Here is an 18,042-nt window from a genome sequence, read left to right on the forward strand (position 1 = left end):
CACCAGGGCCACCCGAACTACCGGATCAAGATCAATCTAGCCCTTGAGCAGGGCGCGGGCCATGACGACCTTCTGGATCTGGTTGGTGCCTTCGTAGATCTGCGTGATCTTCGCGTCGCGCATCATGCGCTCCACCGGGAAGTCGCGGGTGTAGCCGGCGCCGCCGAAGAGCTGGACCGCGTCCGTCGTGACCTCCATCGCGATGTCGGACGCGTACGCCTTCGCCGCCGAGGCCATGAAGCCCGCGCGCTTGTCGCCGCGCTCGGAGGCCGCCGCCGAGGCGTACACCAGGTGGCGGGCCGCCTCGATCTTGGTGCCCATGTCGGCCAGCATGAACTGGACGCCCTGGAACTCCGCGATCGTCTTGCCGAACTGCTTGCGGTCCTTCACGTACGCCACCGCCGCGTCGAGGGCGCCCTGCGCGATGCCCAGCGCCTGCGCGCCGATCGTCGGGCGGGTGTGGTCGAGCGTGCGCAGCGCCGTCTTCAGGCCCGTGCCCGGCTCGCCGATGATGCGGTCGGCGGGGATCGTGCAGTTCTCGAAGTAGATCTCGCGCGTCGGGGAGCCCTTGATGCCGAGCTTCTTCTCCTTCGGGCCCACCGAGAAGCCCGGGTCGTCCTTGTGCACGACGAACGCCGAGATGCCGTTGGCCTTCTTCTCCGCGTCCGGGTCGGTCACGACCATCACCGTGTACCAGGACGACTCGCCCGCGTTGGTGATCCAGCACTTGGTGCCGTTGAGCACCCAGTGGTCGCCGTCGAGCCGGGCCCGCGCGCGCATCGACGCGGTGTCCGAACCGGCCTCGCGCTCCGAAAGCGCGTACGACGCCGAGGCCTCGCCCGACGCGATCGAGGGCAGCACGAGCTTCTTCAGGTCTTCGGAAGCCGACAGGATGATCGGCTGCGTGCCGAGCTTGTTCACCGCCGGGATCAGCGACGCCGACGCGTCGACCCGGGCGACCTCTTCGATCACGATGCAGGCGCCGACGGCGTCCGCGCCTTGCCCGTCGTACTCCTCGCCGATGTGGACGGCGTTGAAGCCCGACTTGACCAGCGCGTTGTACGCCTCGATCGGGTAGCGCTCGTTCTCGTCGACCTCGGCCGCGTACGGCGCGATCTCCTTCTCGGCCAGGGCCCGGACCGCGGCCCGCAGCTCCTCGTGCTCCTCGGCAAGCTGGTACAGGCCGTCGGTCACTTCCGGTCACCTTCTCTACGACGTCGGGAGGGTTCTGTCGATGTTAGCGCTCGTTCACAGTCGGCGTCCTTGTGTCCTTGACCGCAGAAATCGTACGGTCGAGTGATGCCGCTCACCGCGCCGACGACGCCGCCCGGTCTGCCCGTTTCCCTCGACTACCCCGAAGTCCCGGTCGGCTCGATCCTCGCCGCGGGCGCCGCGCGCTGGGGCGACCGGACCGCCTTCGCCCACGACGGCCGCAGCCTCACCTTCACCGAGACCTACCGCGCGGCCAGCCGGTTCGCGCACGCGCTGCGGGCCCACGGCGTCGGCCGCGGCGACGTCGTGGCGCTGCACTTGCCGAACTGCCTGGCCTTCCCGGTCGCGTACTACGGCACGCTGCTGGCCGGGGCCACCTTCAGCCCGGCGAACCCGCTGCTCCCGCCGGACGACCTCGCGTTCCAGCTCACCGACTGCGAGGCCGCCGCGGTCGTGACGTTCGGCCCGGTCGCGGGCGCGCTGGCGAGCGTCGCCGACCGCATCCCGGCGCGGCTCACCGTCGTCGTCGGCCCCACCGGCGACCTGCCCGAAGGCGGCTTCGAGTTCGAGGCGTTCCACGCGGGCCGGCCGGAGACGCACCCGGCGGTGGACATCGACGTCCACGAGGACCTCGCCCACCTCGCCTACACCGGCGGCACCACCGGCCGGTCGAAGGGCGTCCGGCTCACGCACCGCAACGTCGTGGTCAACACCCTCCAGCACGCCTGCTGGGGCTCCGGCTCGGTGCCGGCGCTCGACGACCGCGGCGACGTCACGCTCGACCAGATCGGCAGCGAAGCCGAGTGGCCGACGCGGTTGGGCACGGGCGTCGCGATCAACCTGACGCCGTGGTTCCACGCGATGGGCATCATCGGCGGCCTGAACGCGGCGGTGATCGCGGGCACGTCGATCGTCCTGCACTCGCGCTTCGACCCGCCGGCGTACGTCGCCGACGCCGAGCGGCTCCGCATCACGGGCATCGGCGGCGCCCCGGCGCTGTTCGCGGCGCTGCTCGCGACGCCGTCGTTCCACACGGCCGACCTGTCCTCGGTGCGCTCGATCGGCTCGGGCGCGGCGCCGATGAACCACGCGATGATCACCGCGCTGCGCGAGCGCTTCCCGGGCGTGGTGGTCACCGAGGGCTACGGCCTCACCGAGGCGACGATGGGTGCGGTGATCTCCCCGACGTACACCTCGGGCACGCGCAAGGTCGGCTCGGTGGGCCTGCCGATCTTCGACACGGAGGTCAAGATCGTCCCGGCCGAGGGCGGCGAAGACCCGCTCCCGCCGGGCGAGAAGGGCGAAGTCTGCCTGCGCGGCCCGCAGATCATGCAGGGCTACCGCAACCGTCCTGAGGAGACGGCCGCGGCCCTGGTCGACGGCTGGCTCCACACGGGCGACGTCGGCATCCTCGACGCGGACGGCTACCTGTCCATCGTGGACCGCAAGAAGGACATGCTGCTGTACAAGGGCTACAACGTCTTCCCGCGCGAGCTGGAGGAGCTGCTGATCACGATGCCGGGCGTCGCGGCGGCCGCGGTGGTCGGCCGCCCGGACGTCGAGGTCGGCGAACTGCCAGTGGCGTTCGTGGTGCCGCGCGGCTCGCTGGACGCCGACGAGCTGATGGCCGCGGTCAACGAGAAAGTGCTGCCGTACAAGCGGTTGCGGGAGGTGCACGTCGTCGAGCAGATTCCCGTTTCGGCCGCCGGGAAGGTGCTCAAGCGCCAGCTGCGGGAGCAGCTGATCGGCAAGCTCGACGGCTGACCGGGGCGCCCGCCGGCCACGAGCCGGGTCCGGCGGGCGAAACCTTCGCTACTTTCCGGCCTTCGCGCGCAGGGCCGCGTCCTTGTCCAGGACCAGCTTCTCGAGGTCCGCCTGGAAGCGGGACATCTTCGTGCGCAGGCCTTCGTCGGACGCCGCCAGGATGCGGACCGCCAGCAGGCCCGCGTTGCGCGCGCCGCCCACCGAGACCGTGGCCACCGGGACACCCGCCGGCATCTGGACGATCGACAGCAGCGAGTCCAGGCCGTCCAGGTACTTCAGCGGGACCGGGACGCCGATCACCGGCAGCACCGTCGCCGAGGCCACCATGCCCGGGAGGTGGGCCGCGCCGCCCGCGCCCGCGATGATCACGCGGATGCCCCGCGCCACGGCCGACGTCGCGTAGTCCAGCATGCGCTGCGGGGTGCGGTGCGCCGAGTAGACGCCGACCTCGTACTCGACGCCGAACTCGTCCAGCGCCGCGCCCGCCGCCTCCAGCGTCGGCCAGTCCGAGTCGCTGCCCATGATCACGCCCACCTGCGGCGCCATACCGGTTACTCCCGTCAGTGGATCTCGTAGCCGTCGAGCCAGACGGCGTGGGACAGCCAGTGCGCGGCCAGCAGCGCGCGGTCGCGCAGCTCGGCCATGCGGTCGCCCGTGAAGTTGACGTGCCCGAGCTTGCGCCCCGGCCGCTCCTGCTTGCCGTAGAGGTGCACCCGCGCCTCGGGGTACCGCGCGAAGAGGTGGTGCAGCCGCTCGTCCGGCCCCATCTCGGGCAGCTCCGACGCGCCCAGCACGTTCGCCGACACGCACGCCGGCGCGACCAGGTCCGTCCGGCCCAGCGGGTAGTCGAGCACCGCGCGCAGGTGCTGCTCGAACTGCGACGTGCGCGCGCCGTCCATGGTCCAGTGCCCGGAGTTGTGCGGGCGCATCGCCAGCTCGTTGACCAGCAGCCCGGTGTCCGTCTCGAACAGCTCCACCGCGAGCAGGCCCGTGACGTCCAGCGTCGACGCGATCCGCAGCGCCAGGTCCTGCGCCTCGTGCACGCGCTCCGGCGCGAGGCCGGGCGCCGGGGCCAGCACCTCGGTGTTGATGCCGCCGGTCTGCACGGTCTCGACCACGGGGTACGCCGCGCCCTGGCCGAAGGGCGAGCGGGCGACGAGCGCGGACAGCTCCCGCCGCATCGTCACCTTCGCCTCGACCAGCAGCGCCGTGCCCGCTTCCAGCAGCTCCGGCACCGTCTCGCGCGCGTGCTGCGCGGTGTCCAGCATCCAGACGCCGCGGCCGTCGTAGCCCCCGGACGACGCCTTGAGCACCACCGGCCAGCCGTGCGCCTCGCCGAACGCGAGCACGTCGTCCACAGCGGACACCTCGGCGAAGGCGGGACCCGGCACTCCGAGCCCGGCCATCATTTCGCGCATCACCAGCTTGTTCTGCGCGAAGCCCAGCGCGCTCGGCGCCGGCCGGATGACGAAGCCCTCCATCGCCAGCGTCAGCAGGTGCTCACCCGGCACGTGCTCGTGGTCGAACGTGAGCACGTCGACCGACGCCGCGAACTTCCGCAGCGCCTCGAGGTCGGTGTGGTGCCCCAGGGTGACGTCGCCCGCGACGAGCCCCGCCGCTTCGTTCTCGCCCGCGGCGAGCACGCGCAGGGACTGGCCGAGGGAGATCGCCGCCTGGTGGGTCATCCGGGCCAGCTGCCCGCCGCCCACCATGCCCACGACGGGAAGACCGGTGTGTTTGTCCATAGCGCCAGTCAGCCTACTGCGCGGATTTTTGACAATCCGACGGGCAGTCACGGCGGACTGGTGCGGTGAGCACGCCGGCGCCGGAACCGCATCCGCCTGCTTTCGGCCGGATTGTCAAACGGTCACGACCTGGGGTGACCGCCGGACCAGGCGTAGCTCGCGTGCCGCGAGGCCAACGATCCCGGCCGCCGCCGCGAGGACGTAGACGTTGCCGAGGACCGACCAGCCCAGGCCCCAGCCGAATTCCGTGTCGCCGCCGTTGGGCACCAGCATCACGATCTGGGAGGCGAACAGCACGGCCACCGCCGCCGCGGCCCACCACCGCGCCTTCACCACCAGCAGCGTGATCAAGGGCACGCACCAGACCCAGTGGTGCGACCACGACACCGGCGAGAGCAGCAGCCCGTAGAACGCCGTGACGAGCAACGCGCCCGCGTCTTCACCGCGCCGGTGCAGCCGCACGACCAGCCACACCGCGGGCACGGCGAGCACCGCCGCCACCCCGACCGCCACCGCCAGCGACCAGGGGGCCAGCTCCGAAGCCCGGTTGACGAGCCCGTTGAGCGACTGGTTGAAGATCCAGTGCACCGACCCGACCCGGCTCGGGTCGGTCGCCGAATCCCGCCAGAACCGCGCCGCGTCCACCGGGATGACCGCGAACATCACCGCTTCGAGCGCCACGAACGTGCCCAGGGCCCGCAGCCCGTCCTTCCACCGGCCCGTGAAGAACAGGTGCGGCACGAAGATCAGCGGGGTCAGCTTGATCGCCGCTGCCACGCCGATCAGCACACCCGCGAACCGCGACCCCCTGGCCGAGAGCACCAGGACGTCCAGCACCACGAACGCCATCAGTATCACGTTGATCTGGCCCAGGAACAGCGTCTTCCACACCGGCTCCAGCGCCAGAGCGGCGGCCGTTCCCGCCGGCAGCGCCCACCACGAAAGCGAGCGCCCCGGCGACGACGAAACCACCGTGATCACGACGATAAGGCCGACCACCGACAAAACCGCGATCACGCCCCACACCAGGCCGGAGGGCACCAGGGCGAGCGGCAGGAACAGCGGCGCGGCAGCGGGGGTGTAGGTGAACGGCAGCCGCACCCAGTCCGGCAACGCCGTCAGCACGTCCCGCGTGTAGAGCGGGTCGCCGTGCAGCAGCGTCAACGCGCCCGCGCGGTAGACGGCGCTGTCCGCGCCCAAGTGCCAGCCGGCCAGCCAGACGACGACGCCGAAGCCGAGCACCAGCAGCGCGATGACCCCGGCGAGCAGGCGGCCGGTGCGCGCCTCAGACGCCGGACGCGACGTCGACATGCTCGTCCGAAGTCGCGGCCCGCTTCCGCGCCCGCCGCTGCAGGCCCCAGCGCAGGACCAGCGCCGCGGCGAGCACGACCGGCATCAGGATGTACGCGTCGCCCAGGATGTTCTGCCAGACCGTCCAGTGCAGCTCGACGTTCCGGCCGTTCGGCAGGATCAGCAGCACGCAGCTGACGAACACGAACGCCGCGAGGAACGTCCCCAGCCAGCGCTTCCAAGCCGTCTTCGGCGTGGTCTTGGGCAGCCGCGAGACCAGCAGCACGATCAGCGGGATCACCCACACCCAGTGGTGCGTCCACGAGATCGGCGAGATCAGCAGCGTCCAGAACGCGGTGACCAGCAGCGCGGCCAGCGCCTGGCCCTTGCGGTGGAACCGCATGAGCAGCCACAGCGCCGGGATCGCGAGCAGGAAGCCGATGCCCATCGCCGCCTTCGACGCCCACGGCGCGAGGTCGGTGGCCCGGTTCATCAGCGCGTTCAGCGACTGGTTGCCCGCCCAGTGCACCGGCCCGATCCGGCCGGTGTCGGGCAGCGTGACCGTCCAGTACTTGGCCGCGTCGTGCGCGTTGACCAGGAACATCAGGCCCTGCAGCACGACGAACGTCGCGAGCCCGCGGAGGGCGTCCATCCGGCGGCCGGTGACGAACAGGTGCCCGAGGAACACCAGCGGCGTCAGCTTGATCGCCGCCGCGACGCCGACGAGCACGCCGCCCCAGCGGCTGCCACGCGCGCCGATGACCAGCATGTCCAGCAGGATCATCGCCATCAGGACGAGGTTGATCTGGCCGAGGAAGATCGTCCGCCAGACCGGCTCGAGGCCGAGGAAGACCAGGAAGAACACGATCGTCGAGCGCGCGGGCGAGGCCCACCAGCGCGGCCCGTCCTCGGCCGGGCGGGGCAGGGCGCCGATCGCGATCCGGATCGACAGGGCCATCGCCATCAGCGAGATCGCCGTGATCAGGCCCCACGAAATCTGCGTGGGGAACGCCGCGAGCGGCACGAAGATCAGCGCCGCCGTCGGCGGGTAGGTGAACGGCAGCAGCGCCCACCACGGCTCGTCGGCCAGCGTGTTCGCGTCGTAGAGGGAGTCGCCGTGCAGCAGCGTCAGCGCGCCGGCGCGGTAGACCGCGCTGTCGACGCCGAGCACCCAGTCGTGCTGCCAGCCGTAGATGCCGTACCCGATCGCGACCAGGGGGATCACCGCGAGGATCAGGATCGACCGCGGGCGCACGGACAGGCGGGCGAGTGACCTCCGCAGGGCCAGTCGGTGCTGGGGTCGGGCCACGACTTCGCCGTCGACGTCGCTGGATACGGTCCTGGTCACCGCACCAGGAAATCATGACCGGTCTCCTCAGGGGCGCGAGGGTCCGGGCGGAACCGGACTTTTCGCCCGTTCTACGCCCGGGCGAGACGGACCAGGAGGTCGCACGCCATTTCGTGGGTGGCGGGCAGCCGCACGGCCGACACCCGCGGCCGGCCGGCGTCGGCGAGCTGCGCATCGACGGAAAGCCGCTCGTGCAACGCTCGCCGCAGCGCGACACCGTGCGAAGCGACGCGCTCGTCCTTCGGCACCAGAGCGGCCACGACGGACGGCCCGAGCGAAGCGACGCTCTGCCCGCTGTCGAACACGGCCCGCAGCGCGTCCGCGACCAGGATCATCCCGGTCAGCCGCGGGAACCCGGTGATCGTCCGGAGGTCCAGGGAGACGACCAGCAGCACGAAGTCTTCGGCGGCCGGCCGCTCGCGCGCGGCGGCGGCGCGGTAGACCTCGACGAGCCGGGTGCGCAGGTAGGCGGCCGAGGGCAGGCCCGTCAGCGGGTCGGTGACCTCGGTGTGCACGAGCTGGTCGGTGGCGACGTCCGCCCAGGCCAGGGCGGTGGTCCGGAGCAGCCGCGCGGGTGCCGCGTCGACGTCCGGCGAGACGAACCCGTCGCCTTCGTGGTCGACCACCGCGTGCAGCGCGGCCATGTCGGCGAGGGTTTCGGCGAGCCCCGCGCCGGCCGCCGCCCGCGCCCTCGCCAGCCCGGCCAGCGCGGTCTCGGCGGCCTCGACACGGCCCTTGGCCATCACGGCCGCGCAGACCGCGTCGACCTCGGGCAGGGCCCAGTCGCTGGGGAAGCGCCAGCCGGCGGCCAGGCTGGCGGTGCGCCAGCGGGCCCGCAGCGCCCGCAGGGACCGGTCTCGGTCGGCGGTCGGGGCGTCAGCAGCGCCGGGGCGCACAGCCGGAACGTCCACTGGCCACCCGCCCCTTTCGTCCGGTCCGTGTCGATCTTGCTCGGTGCTTCACGGTGAGGACGTGCCCCACCGGGACCCGTGACGCGTACTGGCGAGTTTTTGTTAAGAAGCTTTCTCGCCGTGACCCGGCAGTGGGTGATTCGCTCCGCCGTCGGAGTCAACACCCCCACCACGACGTGACGGCCAAGGGTGGGTCAGTCACACTTGTGTCGCGTCGCGGACTTGCCTGTAATGGCAGGTCCTGGCCCTAGCCGACCGAGGAGTGCCGTGTCCACCGTTCCCGCCGATCTCAGCGGAAAGAGTGACGCCGAGCTGATCGCCGAGGTCCGCGCGGGAAAGATCGAGTCGTACGGGCCGCTCTACGAACGGCACACCGGCGCGGCACACAACCTCGCCCGTCAGCTGGCCCGGTCGAGCTCGGAAGCCGACGACCTGGTCTCCGAGGCGTTCGCGAAGGTGCTCGACACGCTGCGTGGCGGCAAGGGGCCGGACACCGCCTTCCGGGCGTATCTGCTGACCGCGCTGCGTCACACCGCGTACGACCGGACCCGCAAGGAACGCCGGGTCGACCTCAACGAGGACATGACCGACGTCTCGGCCGAGGCCCTCACCGTCCCGTTCTCCGACACGGCCGTCGCCGGGCTCGAGCGGACGATGGCGGCCAAGGCGTTCGCCCGGCTGCCCGAACGCTGGCAGGCCGTGCTCTGGCACACCGAGATCGAGCAGCAGAGCCCGGCCGAGGTCGCGCCGCTGCTGGGGCTGACCGCGAACGGCGTCTCCGCGCTCGCGTACCGCGCCCGGGAAGGGCTGCGGCAGGCGTACCTGCAGGTCCACCTGCAGGAGAACGCCGAGGAACGCTGCCGCGCCTGCGCCGAACGGCTCGGCGCGTGGACCCGCGACGGGCTGTCCAAGCGGGAACGCGCCCAGGTCGAGGCCCACCTCGACGAGTGCGAGAACTGCCGGGCCCTGGCCGCGGAGCTCGCGGACGTCAACGGCGGCCTGCGCGCGATCATCGCCCCGATCGTCCTGGGCGGCGCGGCCCTCGGGTACCTCGCCACCATCGGCGCCGCCAAGGCGAGCGCGGCCACGGCGGCGACCGCCGGTGCGGCCGCCGTCGGCGCCGCGGCCTCGGGCAAGGCCGGCGCGGCGGCGGGTGCCGCCGCCGCGGGCCCCCGCCAGTTCGCCGGGGTCGCCGCGTCCGGCACCGCGGTCGTCGCGGCCGTCGTCATCGCGCTCACCGCCGGCGGCGGGTCGCAGGACATCCCGGTCGCGGCCCAGGTGCCGCCCCCGGCCGTCCAGCCGGTCCAGCCGCCCGCGCCGAAGCCGCAGCCACCCGCGCCGCCGCAGCCCCCGCCCCCGCCCGCGGCTCCGCCGGTCGCCCCACCGCCGCCGGCCGTCCCACCGCCCGCGCCGCCGGCACCGCAGCCCGCCCCGCCGGCCCCGGCGCCCCCGTCGATGTCCGCGACGACCCCGCCCGGCGGCGTCGAGCTGAGCCCCGGCGCCGCGACGAACCTGCCGATCACCGTCCGCAACGACGGCGGCAGCCCGTCCGACCCGGTGGCCGTCGCGCTGAAGCTGCCCCCGGGCGTGCACGCGGTCAACACCGGCGGCGGCGGCGCGCCGATGGCGTTCGCGCAGAACGGCCCCGCCCCGATCACCGTCAACTGCCCGGGCGGCGACGGCACGGTCACCTGCAAGACCGGCACCGGCCTGCAGCCCGGCCAGAGCGCGACGCTGAACTTCCGGCTCCAGGCCGACGAAGACGCCCAGGGCGGCACGGTCACCGGGTCCGTCACGGCCGGGGTGAAGATCAACGTCGCGGTGAGCGTCAAGGTCACCGTGAAGCAGCCGCCGGAAGCGGTGGTCCTGGAAGCCCAGGGCGACGGGCTTTCCGCGTTCCCCTGGACCCGCAACCCGCTGGTCTACGTGCGGGTCAGCAACACCGGCGAGACGACCAAGCCGGTCACCGTCGCCTTCGACCACCCGCTGGGGCAGTGGTGGAGCCTGCGCGGCTTCCCCTGCACGAACACCGGCGAGGGCGCGACCTGCACGACGACGACCGCGCTGGCCCCCGGCCAGCACGTCAACCTGTGGGTGCGGCTGAAGGGCCGCCCCGACGACGGCCGCGTCACGATCACGGCGAAGCTCGGCAAGGCGTCGGCGGCGCCAGTGACCGTGGACTTCGGCTGCTGGCACAAGTGGTGCGGCAAGGACCCGCTGCCGACGACTTCGCCCTCGACCACGCCTTCGAAGCCCACGCCGAGCAAGCCGGCCAAGCCGTCGTCCACCCCGCCGACGACGACGTCGGAGAGCAGGCCGACGACCACGCCACCGACGTCGAAGACCACGACGAGCGCGCCGCCGAACCCCGGCACCAGACCGGGCGACCAGCGGCCGACCACCACCCCCGAGCGGGGATTCGGCTGGCTGACCGGGTAGCGTCCGCGCGGTGCGCGAGCTGCTGAAAAAGCATCGCGAGCTCCTCCGCTTCGCCGTCGTCGGCGGGATCAGCTTCGTGATCACGATGTCGGTCAACTACGGCTTGAAGTTCACCGTGCTGCGGACCCACCCGGTCACGGCGCTGATCGTCGGTGTCCTGGTCGCGACCATCTTTTCGTACGTCGCCAACCGCGAGTGGTCGTTCCGCACCCGCGGCGGCCGCGAACGGGCCCACGAAGCCGCGTTGTTCTTCCTGATCAGCGGCATCGCACTGGGCCTGAACGCGCTGCCGCAGTGGTTCTCGCGGTACGTGCTGGACCTGCAGGCCCCGCGGCTTTCGCCGTTCGGCGTCGAGGTGGCCGACTTCGTCAGCGGCATCATCATCGGCACCCTGCTCGGGACGGTGTTCCGCTGGTGGGCCTTCAAGAAGTGGGTGTTCCCGGACGAAGGCGCGCGGGTTCTCGAGGTCGCGGAAGATCCGGACATTCAGGACCGCAAGGCCGCCTGAACCACAGGTCAACGCGGTGTGCTCCTAGACTGCGGGATGTGACCGTTGTGGAAACCGTGCTCAAGCGCACGCCGGAACCACTGCGTTCGGTGCTGATCAAGCACCGGGAGCTGCTGAAGTTCGGCATCGTGGGCGGAACGACGTTCCTCGTCGACAACGGGGTCTGGTACCTGCTCAAGCTGTCGGTGCTGGAGTCGAAACCCACCACGGCGAAGGCGATCGCGATCATCGTCGCGACGATCGTCTCGTACATCCTCAACCGCGAATGGTCGTTCCGCACGCGCGGTGGCCGCGAACGCCACCACGAAGCCGCGCTGTTCTTCGTGATCAGCGGCATCGCGGTGATCGTCAACCTGATCCCGCTGTACGTCTCGCGGTACGTGCTCCACCTGGAGATGCCGCACGTGACGCGGCTGGTGCAGGAGATCGCGGACTTCGCGAGCGGGTCCATCATCGGCATGCTGCTGGCGATGTTCTTCCGCTTCTGGGGCTTCAAGAAGTGGGTCTTCCCGGACGAACTGGGCGAGCGCCGGCGCGACACCGGCGACGTGACCCGCCTGCGCTGAGCTCTCGCCGTAAACTACTTGTCTTCTGACATGTAGTTGTCTAGAGTCATCCTCGTCAGTGTTCCTTCGTGGTGACGCCGTCCGGGTTCGGCCGGGCGAGCGGGACGATTCGAGGTGGTTTCCGAGCGCGAAGAGGTCGCACCCGTCCGCGGGTGACGATGAAGCCTTTTCCCGACTCGACGGGACGTGCGTGAAGCACGTCCGCATCTCTCGTCCCTTCTGACGACACGAGGACCTTCCTTGATTTCCCTCGCGCCCGAGCGCGTTCGAAAACGCGCCCTCACGGGCCTCTTCCTGTCCGTTTTCCTCGCGATGCTCGACGCCCAGGTCGTCGCCACCGCACTCCCCCGGGTCGCCGCCGAGTTCGGCGGGACCGGGGCCTACGCCTGGGTCACCACGGCCTACCTGCTCGCCGGGAGCGTCACCGCGCCGGTCTTCGGCAAGCTCGGCGACGTCCACGGCCGCAAACGTGTGCTCCTGGGCGCTCTCGCCCTGTTCCTGCTCGGCTCGCTCGCCTGCGGCCTGGCGCCGTCGGCCGCCGCGCTCGTCGCGGGCCGGGTCCTGCAGGGCGCCGGTTCCGGTGGGCTCTTCGTTTCCGTCGGCGCTTCGCTCGGCGAAATGTTCACGCCTCGCGAAGGCGCGAAGTACTTCGGGTGGTTCTCGATCTGCTTCGCCGTCGCTTCGCTCGCCGGGCCGGCGATCGGCGGCCTGCTCACCGGGGTGGCCGGGTGGCGGTCGATCTTCCTGGTCAACCTGCCGCTCGGGCTGGTCGCCGTCGCGTTCCTCAGGCGCCTCGAACTGCCGAAACGACGGCGAGACGCGCCGTTCGACTTCGCCGGCGTCGTCCTGCTCGGCGTGACGGTCACCGGGTTCACCCTGCTCACGCCGTGGTCGATCGCCGTCGGCGCGGCGGCGGCCGTCGCGTTCGTCCTCGTCGAACGCCGGGCCGAAGCACCCGTCCTGCCGCCGCGCCTGGTCAAGGACCGGACCTTCGGCGTGTCCGTGCTCCTCAGCGTGCTCGCCGGGTTCGCGTTCCTCGGCTCGGTCAACTACATCGCCGTCTACCTCCAGGCCGACGCCGGTCCGGCCGAAGGCGGGCTGCGGCTGGTGCCGATGACGCTCGCCGTGTCGGTCTCCTCCGTCGTCGCGAGCAAGGTCATCGCCCGCACCGGGGCGTACCGCTGGGCGCCGCGGCTGAGCATGGCGCTCGGCCTGCTCGCGGTGCTCGGCCTGCTCGCCTTCGACGCCTTGCCGCTCGTCCTGGGCTGCCTGGTCGTCTTCGGCCTCGCCGCCGGGCTCAACCTGCAGGTCCTGGCCCTCGCCACGCAGAACACCGCGCCGCCGGACGACCGTGGCGCGGTCGCCGCGGCGGTCAACCTCGCCCGCGCGCTCGGCTCGGCCCTCGGCCCGGTCGCGCTCGGCTTCGCCTACCAGTCCGGCACGCACGGCGTCTTCCTCGCCCTGCTACCCGTCCTCGCGCTCGCCCTCCTCACGGCGTTCGCGCTCCCGCACGTCCCGCTCCGCGGAAAAGGAGAACCCCGATGATCTTCGTCCTCGGCGCCACCGGCAAGGTCGGCCGCGCCCTCGTCCCCGCCCTGCTCGACGCCGGCGCCGCCGTCCGCGCCCTGACCCGCGACCCGGCCAAGGCGCGCATCGACCCACGCGCCGAAGTCGTCCAGGGTGACCTCGACACCGCGGACCTGGCCGCCCTCTTCGACGGCGTGGACCGCGTCTTCGTGCTGACGCAGGGTGCCACCGCCGAGCGTGAGACGGCGGTCGTGCGGGCCGCCGCCCGCGCCGGCGTCACCCACGTCGTCAAGCTGTCCACCACCGGCGTCCACTTCGGACAGTCCGATCCGATCACCCGCGCGCACGCCGAGGCCGAGCAGGCCATCCGCGAAGCCGGGCCCGCGTGGACGATCCTGCGTCCCGGCGCCTTCATGGACAACCGGTTCGCCTGGCGGGAGTCGATCCGCGAGGAGAACGCCGTGTACGTGCCCGAAGGCGACCCGGCGTCCGCGCTGGTCCACGTCCGCGACATCGCCGCGGTCGCGACCCTCGCCCTGACGACGTCCGGCCACGAAGGAGCGACCTACGAGCTCACCGGCGGAGAAGCGCTCACCACCGAAGCGCAGGTCTCGATCCTCGCCGACGCGATCGGCCGGCCCGTCGAGTACGTCGAAGAGCCGCACAGCGCCGCGCGCGAACGCATGATGCGGAAGTACGGCTGGCCGGCCGAAGCCGTCGACGGGTTCTTCGCGCTCAAGCGGGCGTCCGCCGAGCACGAGCACGTCGTCTTCGACACTGTCGGACGGGTGCTCGGCCGGGCGCCGCTGCCCTTCGCGACCTGGGCACGTGAGAACGCGGCCGCGTTCACCTACCATTACCGGGGGTGACGGCGGGGAGGTGAGCCGGATGAGCCTGCGCGTCCTGGTCGTGGACGACCATCCGTTGTTCCGGTTCGGGGTGTGCACGCTGCTGGACGCCGAACCGGGCATCGAGATCGTCGGCGAGGCCGCCAGCGGCGCCGCCGCCGTCGACGCCGCGGGCGCGCTCCGCCCGGACGTCGTGGTCATGGACCTCCACCTGCCCGACCTGTCCGGGATCCAGGCGACCCGGCACATCGCCCAGGCGAGCCCGGACACCGGCGTGCTGATGCTGACGATGGCCGACGAGAGCGAGTCGGTCTTCGCGGCGATGCGCGCCGGTGCCCGCGGCTACCTGCTCAAGGACGCCGAGCCGGACGAGATCATCCGCGCGGTGCAGGCGGTCGCGCGGCGCGAGGCGATCTTCGGCCCCGACATCGCGAACCGCGTCCTCGGCTTCTTCAACCAGCCGCCGGCCGCCAGCGAGCCGGTGTTCCCGGAGCTGACCGGGCGCGAGCGCGAGGTGCTGTCCCTGATCGCGGCCGGGCACAGCAACGCCGTCATCGCGACCACCCTGTGCCTGAGCCCCAAGACGGTGCGCAACCACATCTCGAACGTCTTCGCCAAGCTCCACGTCGCCGACCGCGCCGAGGCGATCGTCCGGGCCCGGGACGCGGGCCTCGGCCGGTCCTGACGGGCAGCCTGTCCGGGCAACATCGGGACGCCGGTCCCATGCGCCCGGGACACCCCGGCGGGCACTGTGGTCAGGGTGAGGGGTGGATCCCCCTTCGCACCGTTCGAGGGGAATGGGTGACGATGTTCGAAACCGACCGGACTCCGGTGGTGGTCCGCGCCACCGATCCGATCCTGCACAACGGCGTCTGCGTGGCGCTGCGTTCGCGTGACGACGTCCGGGTCGTCGACGGGGAGGCGGCCGACTCGGCCATGGTCGCGTTGCTGGTGGCCGACCGGCTCGACGAAACGATGACCCAGCTGCTGTCCGCGCTGCACCACCAGGGCTTCACCCGCATCGTGCTGGTCGCGGGCGAGGTCGACGACAACGAGATCCTGGGCGCGGTCGAGCACGGGGTCTGCGCGGTCGCCCGCCGCGCCGACGCCGGGCCGGAGGTGCTCGTCCGGCTGATCAAGGCGGCCGCCGCCGGCGAGGGCGCGCTGCCGCCCGACCTGCTCGGCCGGCTGCTGAACCGGGTTTCCCGGCTGCAGCGCCAGGTGCTCCAGCCGCGCGGCCTGCACCTGGGCGGGATGAGCAACCGGGAGACGGAGGTCCTCCGGCTCGTCGCGGCGGGCCACTCGACGCAGGAGATCGCCGACGAGCTGTGCTACTCGCAGCGCACGGTGAAGAGCATCCTGCACGACGTGACCAACCGCTTCCAGCTGCGCAACCGTTCGCACGCGGTGGCGTACGCGCTGCGTGAAGGGCTGATCTGACCCATGATCGCCCAGGTCGACGAGGCCCTGTGCCGGCTGCTGCGGCCCCGCTTGCCGGCGGGGACGCAGATCCGTCTCGACCCGCCGAAACCGACCTGGCAGACGGAGTCGCAGGGGCGAAGCGTGGAGCTGTTCCTCTTCGCGCTGCGCGACGCCGTCGGCGAGGGAGAAGAGGGGGAAGGAAGGCGCGCGGCCCGCCGCTGCGCGCTTTCCTACCTCGTCACGGCGCGGGCCGCACAGGTCGCCGAGGAGCACGACCTGCTCGACGCCACCCTGAGCGCGGTGCTCGCCAGCGAGCAGCTGCCCACCGAAAGCGCTTCCCCGGTGCGGATGGCTTTGGCCGCAACGGATCCGTCGGCGTTGTGGACGAGCCTGGGCATGCCCGCCCGGGCCGGCTTCGTCCTCCAGGTGACGACCGACCTCTAACGCGGGACGCGCTCGGCGGGCCAGCGCACCTCGGGCACGTCACTGGGCCGCGGCACCTTCAGGAAGAGGCTGAACACGGCCGGGCGGCGGTTGGACAGCTCGAGCCGGCCGCCGTCCGCCTCGACCAGCGCTCGCGCCAGTGCCAGCCCGACGCCGGTCGAGCCGCCGCCGGAGAAACCGCGTTCGAAGATGTGCGGGGCCAGCTCGTCCGGGACGCCCGACCCGGTGTCGCTGACCTCGACGACCACCGTGCCCTCGGCGTCGCCGCGGCGGGCGACGACGTTCACCGTGCCCGAGCCGTGGCGCAGCGCGTTGTCCAGCAGCACGCCGACGACCTCGCGCAGCCGCCCCGGCGTCGCGCGGGCCATCAGGCCGTCGGCGACGCGCATCCGCAGGTTGCGGCCCTCCGAGCGGAGCAGTTCACGCCATTCCTGCGCCATCTCGGGCAACTGCTTCGGCAGGTCGACGGGTTCCGCGCCGACCTCGCGGGCCGCGCGCGCCGCCGCCAGCAGCTCGTCCAGTGCCTCGGCGAGCCGGTCCGCCTGTTCCTGGGCGGCCTTCGACTCGTCGGCCACCTCTTCGTCCGGGTGGACGGTGAGCGGTTCCAAGCGCAGCTGCAGCGCCGTCAGCCGGCTGCGCAGCTGGTGCGAGACGTCGCCGACGAGCTGGCGTTCCCGCTGCACGAGCTGGGCCAGCGCGGTGCCGGACGCGTCGAGCGCCTCGGCGACCATGTCGAGCTCGCCGACGCCGTATCGGCTCGGGTCGGGCCGGAAGTCGCCGCCGCCGAGGCGGGACGCGCGTTCGGCGACGTGCCGCAGGGGTTTCGCCAGCCGTCGCGCGGTCGCGATCGCGACCACCGCGCCCGTGCCGACCGAGAGCAGTACGAGCAGCACGACGACCAGGGTGACCGTCGTCTGCCGTTCGTGCATCGGGCCGGCCGGGACGGCGATCGCGACCTTGCCGTCGCGCGCGAGGTCGGCCGTCTCGGTGACGGTGTCCGGCCCCGGGTCGTTGCCGTAGCGCTTTTCCTGCTGGTTCGGGACCTGCACGGTCAGGATCCCGTTCGCCGGCACCGCCGCGCGCACCTGGTCGAGGTCGATCTCCTGGCCGTTGGCGATCTCGGTGTCGAGGATCGCCGCCGCCGCGCGGGCGTTCTCGGCGAGCGTCTCGCGGTAGCTCGACTCGATCTGCCAGCTCGCCACGATGCCCAGCGGGATGCCGAGGACCGCCGCGGTGACGGCGACGGCCAGCAGGATGGCCAGCAGGATGCGGCGGCGCACGGCTTATTCGGCGTTGAACCGGAAGCCGACGCCGCGGACGGTCGCGATCCGCCGTTCGCCGTCGTGGGTCTTGCTGGTTCGCCCGGCGGCTTCGTCGGCGGCGATGGCGAGCTTCCGCCGCAGCCACGACATGTGCATGTCGAGCGTCTTGGACGTCTTCGACTCGAGGTCGTTCCAGACTTCGGCGAGGATCTCGTCCCGGCTCACGACCTGTCCGGCGCGGCTCATCAGCACGCGCAGCAGCTCGAACTCCTTGTTCGCCAGCTGCACCTCGTGCAGGTCGACGGTGACCAGCCGGGCACCGAGGTCCATCCGCACGCCGCCGGCCTCGAGCACCTCGGGCACCCGGCGCCGCAGCAGCGCCCGGATCCGGGCGAGGAGCTCGGCCAGCCGGAACGGCTTGGCGACGTAGTCGTCGGCGCCCGCGTCGAGGCCCACGACGAAGTCGACCTCGTCGGTTCGGGCGGTGAGCATCAGGACGGGCAGCTCGGTGCCCCCGGCTCGGAGGCGCCGGCAGACCTCCAGGCCGTCCATCCCGGGCAGGCCGAGATCCAGCACGAGCAGGTCGACGCGCTGGGCGGCGGTGGCGTCGAGCACCGAAGGGCCGTCGGTGACGACGTGGATCTCGTATCCCTCACGTTCGAGGGCGCGGGAGAGCGGTTCGGCGATGGCCGGATCGTCTTCGGCAAGTAGGACCATGCTCACCTGGTCAACTCTACGGCGAGGAGGCGTGAAACC

17 protein-coding genes are annotated in these 18,042 nt (G+C 72.0%); 9 read left to right on the forward strand and 8 right to left on the reverse strand.

The window, feature by feature from the left end; translation table 11 throughout:
- Window positions 1-36: 36 nt before the first annotated feature.
- A complete protein-coding gene (locus tag ACWEN0_RS23925; RefSeq protein WP_451977420.1) occupies window positions 37-1,194 on the reverse strand; it encodes an acyl-CoA dehydrogenase family protein in 1,158 nt (385 codons plus the stop codon).
- 105 nt (window positions 1,195-1,299) lie between these two features.
- Here ACWEN0_RS23925 and ACWEN0_RS23930 point away from each other — a divergent pair, with 105 nt between their 5' ends.
- Window positions 1,300-2,976 carry a class I adenylate-forming enzyme family protein gene (locus ACWEN0_RS23930; RefSeq protein ID WP_451977423.1) on the forward strand — a complete coding sequence of 559 codons (1,677 nt, stop codon included), beginning with the start codon at window positions 1,300-1,302 and terminating at the stop codon, window positions 2,974-2,976.
- A 48-nt stretch (window positions 2,977-3,024) separates the two neighbouring features.
- On the opposite strand, the gene purE is transcribed toward ACWEN0_RS23930, so the two are convergent.
- From purE to ACWEN0_RS23955, 5 genes are all read right to left on the reverse strand, one after another.
- Window positions 3,025-3,522 carry a 5-(carboxyamino)imidazole ribonucleotide mutase gene (gene purE, locus ACWEN0_RS23935; RefSeq protein ID WP_451977425.1) on the reverse strand — a complete coding sequence of 166 codons (498 nt, stop codon included), beginning with the start codon at window positions 3,520-3,522 and terminating at the stop codon, window positions 3,025-3,027.
- 14 nt (window positions 3,523-3,536) lie between these two features.
- Window positions 3,537-4,721, reverse strand: a complete 1,185-nt coding sequence (locus ACWEN0_RS23940; protein WP_451977428.1) for a 5-(carboxyamino)imidazole ribonucleotide synthase — start codon at window positions 4,719-4,721, stop codon at window positions 3,537-3,539.
- Between the two features lie 114 nt (window positions 4,722-4,835).
- Entirely contained in the window at window positions 4,836-6,032 is a 1,197-nt protein-coding gene (locus ACWEN0_RS23945; RefSeq protein WP_451977431.1) for a glycosyltransferase 87 family protein, read from the reverse strand.
- Window positions 6,007-7,359 carry a glycosyltransferase 87 family protein gene (locus ACWEN0_RS23950; protein ID WP_451977434.1) on the reverse strand — a complete coding sequence of 451 codons (1,353 nt, stop codon included), beginning with the start codon at window positions 7,357-7,359 and terminating at the stop codon, window positions 6,007-6,009. Before ACWEN0_RS23950 ends, ACWEN0_RS23945 begins: the two co-directional genes overlap by 26 nt.
- A gap of 71 nt (window positions 7,360-7,430) precedes the next feature.
- Window positions 7,431-8,270: a GGDEF domain-containing protein gene (locus ACWEN0_RS23955; protein ID WP_451977437.1), complete on the reverse strand. Its 840-nt coding sequence runs from the start codon at window positions 8,268-8,270 to the stop codon at window positions 7,431-7,433.
- Window positions 8,271-8,537: 267 nt separating this feature from the next.
- On the opposite strand from ACWEN0_RS23955, the gene ACWEN0_RS23960 reads away from it, so the two are divergent.
- From ACWEN0_RS23960 to ACWEN0_RS23995, 8 genes are all read left to right on the forward strand, one after another.
- Window positions 8,538-10,709 (forward strand): sigma-70 family RNA polymerase sigma factor, encoded by a 2,172-nt coding sequence (locus ACWEN0_RS23960; protein ID WP_451977440.1) that lies wholly within the window; start codon window positions 8,538-8,540, stop codon window positions 10,707-10,709.
- 10 nt (window positions 10,710-10,719) lie between these two features.
- Window positions 10,720-11,217 (forward strand): GtrA family protein, encoded by a 498-nt coding sequence (locus ACWEN0_RS23965; RefSeq protein ID WP_451977442.1) that lies wholly within the window; start codon window positions 10,720-10,722, stop codon window positions 11,215-11,217.
- Between the two features lie 38 nt (window positions 11,218-11,255).
- Entirely contained in the window at window positions 11,256-11,783 is a 528-nt protein-coding gene (locus ACWEN0_RS23970; protein WP_451977445.1) for a GtrA family protein, read from the forward strand.
- 240 nt (window positions 11,784-12,023) lie between these two features.
- Window positions 12,024-13,328 carry an MFS transporter gene (locus ACWEN0_RS23975; protein ID WP_451977448.1) on the forward strand — a complete coding sequence of 435 codons (1,305 nt, stop codon included), beginning with the start codon at window positions 12,024-12,026 and terminating at the stop codon, window positions 13,326-13,328.
- A complete protein-coding gene (locus tag ACWEN0_RS23980) occupies window positions 13,325-14,179 on the forward strand; it encodes an NAD(P)H-binding protein (protein ID WP_451977450.1) in 855 nt (284 codons plus the stop codon). Before ACWEN0_RS23975 ends, ACWEN0_RS23980 begins: the two co-directional genes overlap by 4 nt.
- A 19-nt stretch (window positions 14,180-14,198) precedes the next feature.
- Window positions 14,199-14,843, forward strand: a complete 645-nt coding sequence (locus tag ACWEN0_RS23985) for a response regulator (RefSeq protein ID WP_451977453.1) — start codon at window positions 14,199-14,201, stop codon at window positions 14,841-14,843.
- A gap of 122 nt (window positions 14,844-14,965) precedes the next feature.
- A complete protein-coding gene (locus tag ACWEN0_RS23990; protein WP_451978146.1) occupies window positions 14,966-15,598 on the forward strand; it encodes a response regulator transcription factor in 633 nt (210 codons plus the stop codon).
- Window positions 15,599-15,601: 3 nt separating this feature from the next.
- Window positions 15,602-16,024, forward strand: a complete 423-nt coding sequence (locus ACWEN0_RS23995) for a Pvc16 family protein (RefSeq protein ID WP_451977457.1) — start codon at window positions 15,602-15,604, stop codon at window positions 16,022-16,024.
- Here the strand turns inward: ACWEN0_RS23995 and ACWEN0_RS24000 are convergent.
- Window positions 16,021-17,304, reverse strand: a complete 1,284-nt coding sequence (locus tag ACWEN0_RS24000) for an ATP-binding protein (protein WP_451977459.1) — start codon at window positions 17,302-17,304, stop codon at window positions 16,021-16,023. The genes ACWEN0_RS23995 and ACWEN0_RS24000 overlap by 4 nt on opposite strands.
- Window positions 17,305-17,307: 3 nt before the next feature.
- Complete coding sequence (locus ACWEN0_RS24005) at window positions 17,308-18,003, reverse strand: response regulator transcription factor (RefSeq protein ID WP_451978149.1); 696 nt, start codon at window positions 18,001-18,003, stop codon at window positions 17,308-17,310.
- Window positions 18,004-18,042 lie beyond the last annotated feature (39 nt).

It is taken from the genome of Amycolatopsis sp. NPDC004378 (genome assembly GCF_053602455.1).

Excerpts from the sequence above, each read along its gene's own strand:
- ACWEN0_RS24005 (WP_451978149.1), bottom strand. The coding sequence starts at position 18,003 with ATGGTCCTACTTGCCGAAGACGATCCGGCCATCGCCGAACCGCTCTCC.
- ACWEN0_RS23995 (WP_451977457.1), top strand. The coding sequence starts at position 15,602 with ATGATCGCCCAGGTCGACGAGGCCCTGTGCCGGCTGCTGCGGCCCCGC.
- ACWEN0_RS23985 (WP_451977453.1), top strand. The coding sequence starts at position 14,199 with ATGAGCCTGCGCGTCCTGGTCGTGGACGACCATCCGTTGTTCCGGTTC.
- ACWEN0_RS23980 (WP_451977450.1), top strand. The coding sequence starts at position 13,325 with ATGATCTTCGTCCTCGGCGCCACCGGCAAGGTCGGCCGCGCCCTCGTC.
- ACWEN0_RS23930 (WP_451977423.1), top strand. The coding sequence starts at position 1,300 with ATGCCGCTCACCGCGCCGACGACGCCGCCCGGTCTGCCCGTTTCCCTC.
- purE (WP_451977425.1), bottom strand. The coding sequence starts at position 3,522 with ATGGCGCCGCAGGTGGGCGTGATCATGGGCAGCGACTCGGACTGGCCG.
- ACWEN0_RS23990 (WP_451978146.1), top strand. The coding sequence starts at position 14,966 with ATGTTCGAAACCGACCGGACTCCGGTGGTGGTCCGCGCCACCGATCCG.
- ACWEN0_RS23945 (WP_451977431.1), bottom strand. The coding sequence starts at position 6,032 with ATGTCGACGTCGCGTCCGGCGTCTGAGGCGCGCACCGGCCGCCTGCTC.
- ACWEN0_RS23940 (WP_451977428.1), bottom strand. The coding sequence starts at position 4,721 with ATGGACAAACACACCGGTCTTCCCGTCGTGGGCATGGTGGGCGGCGGG.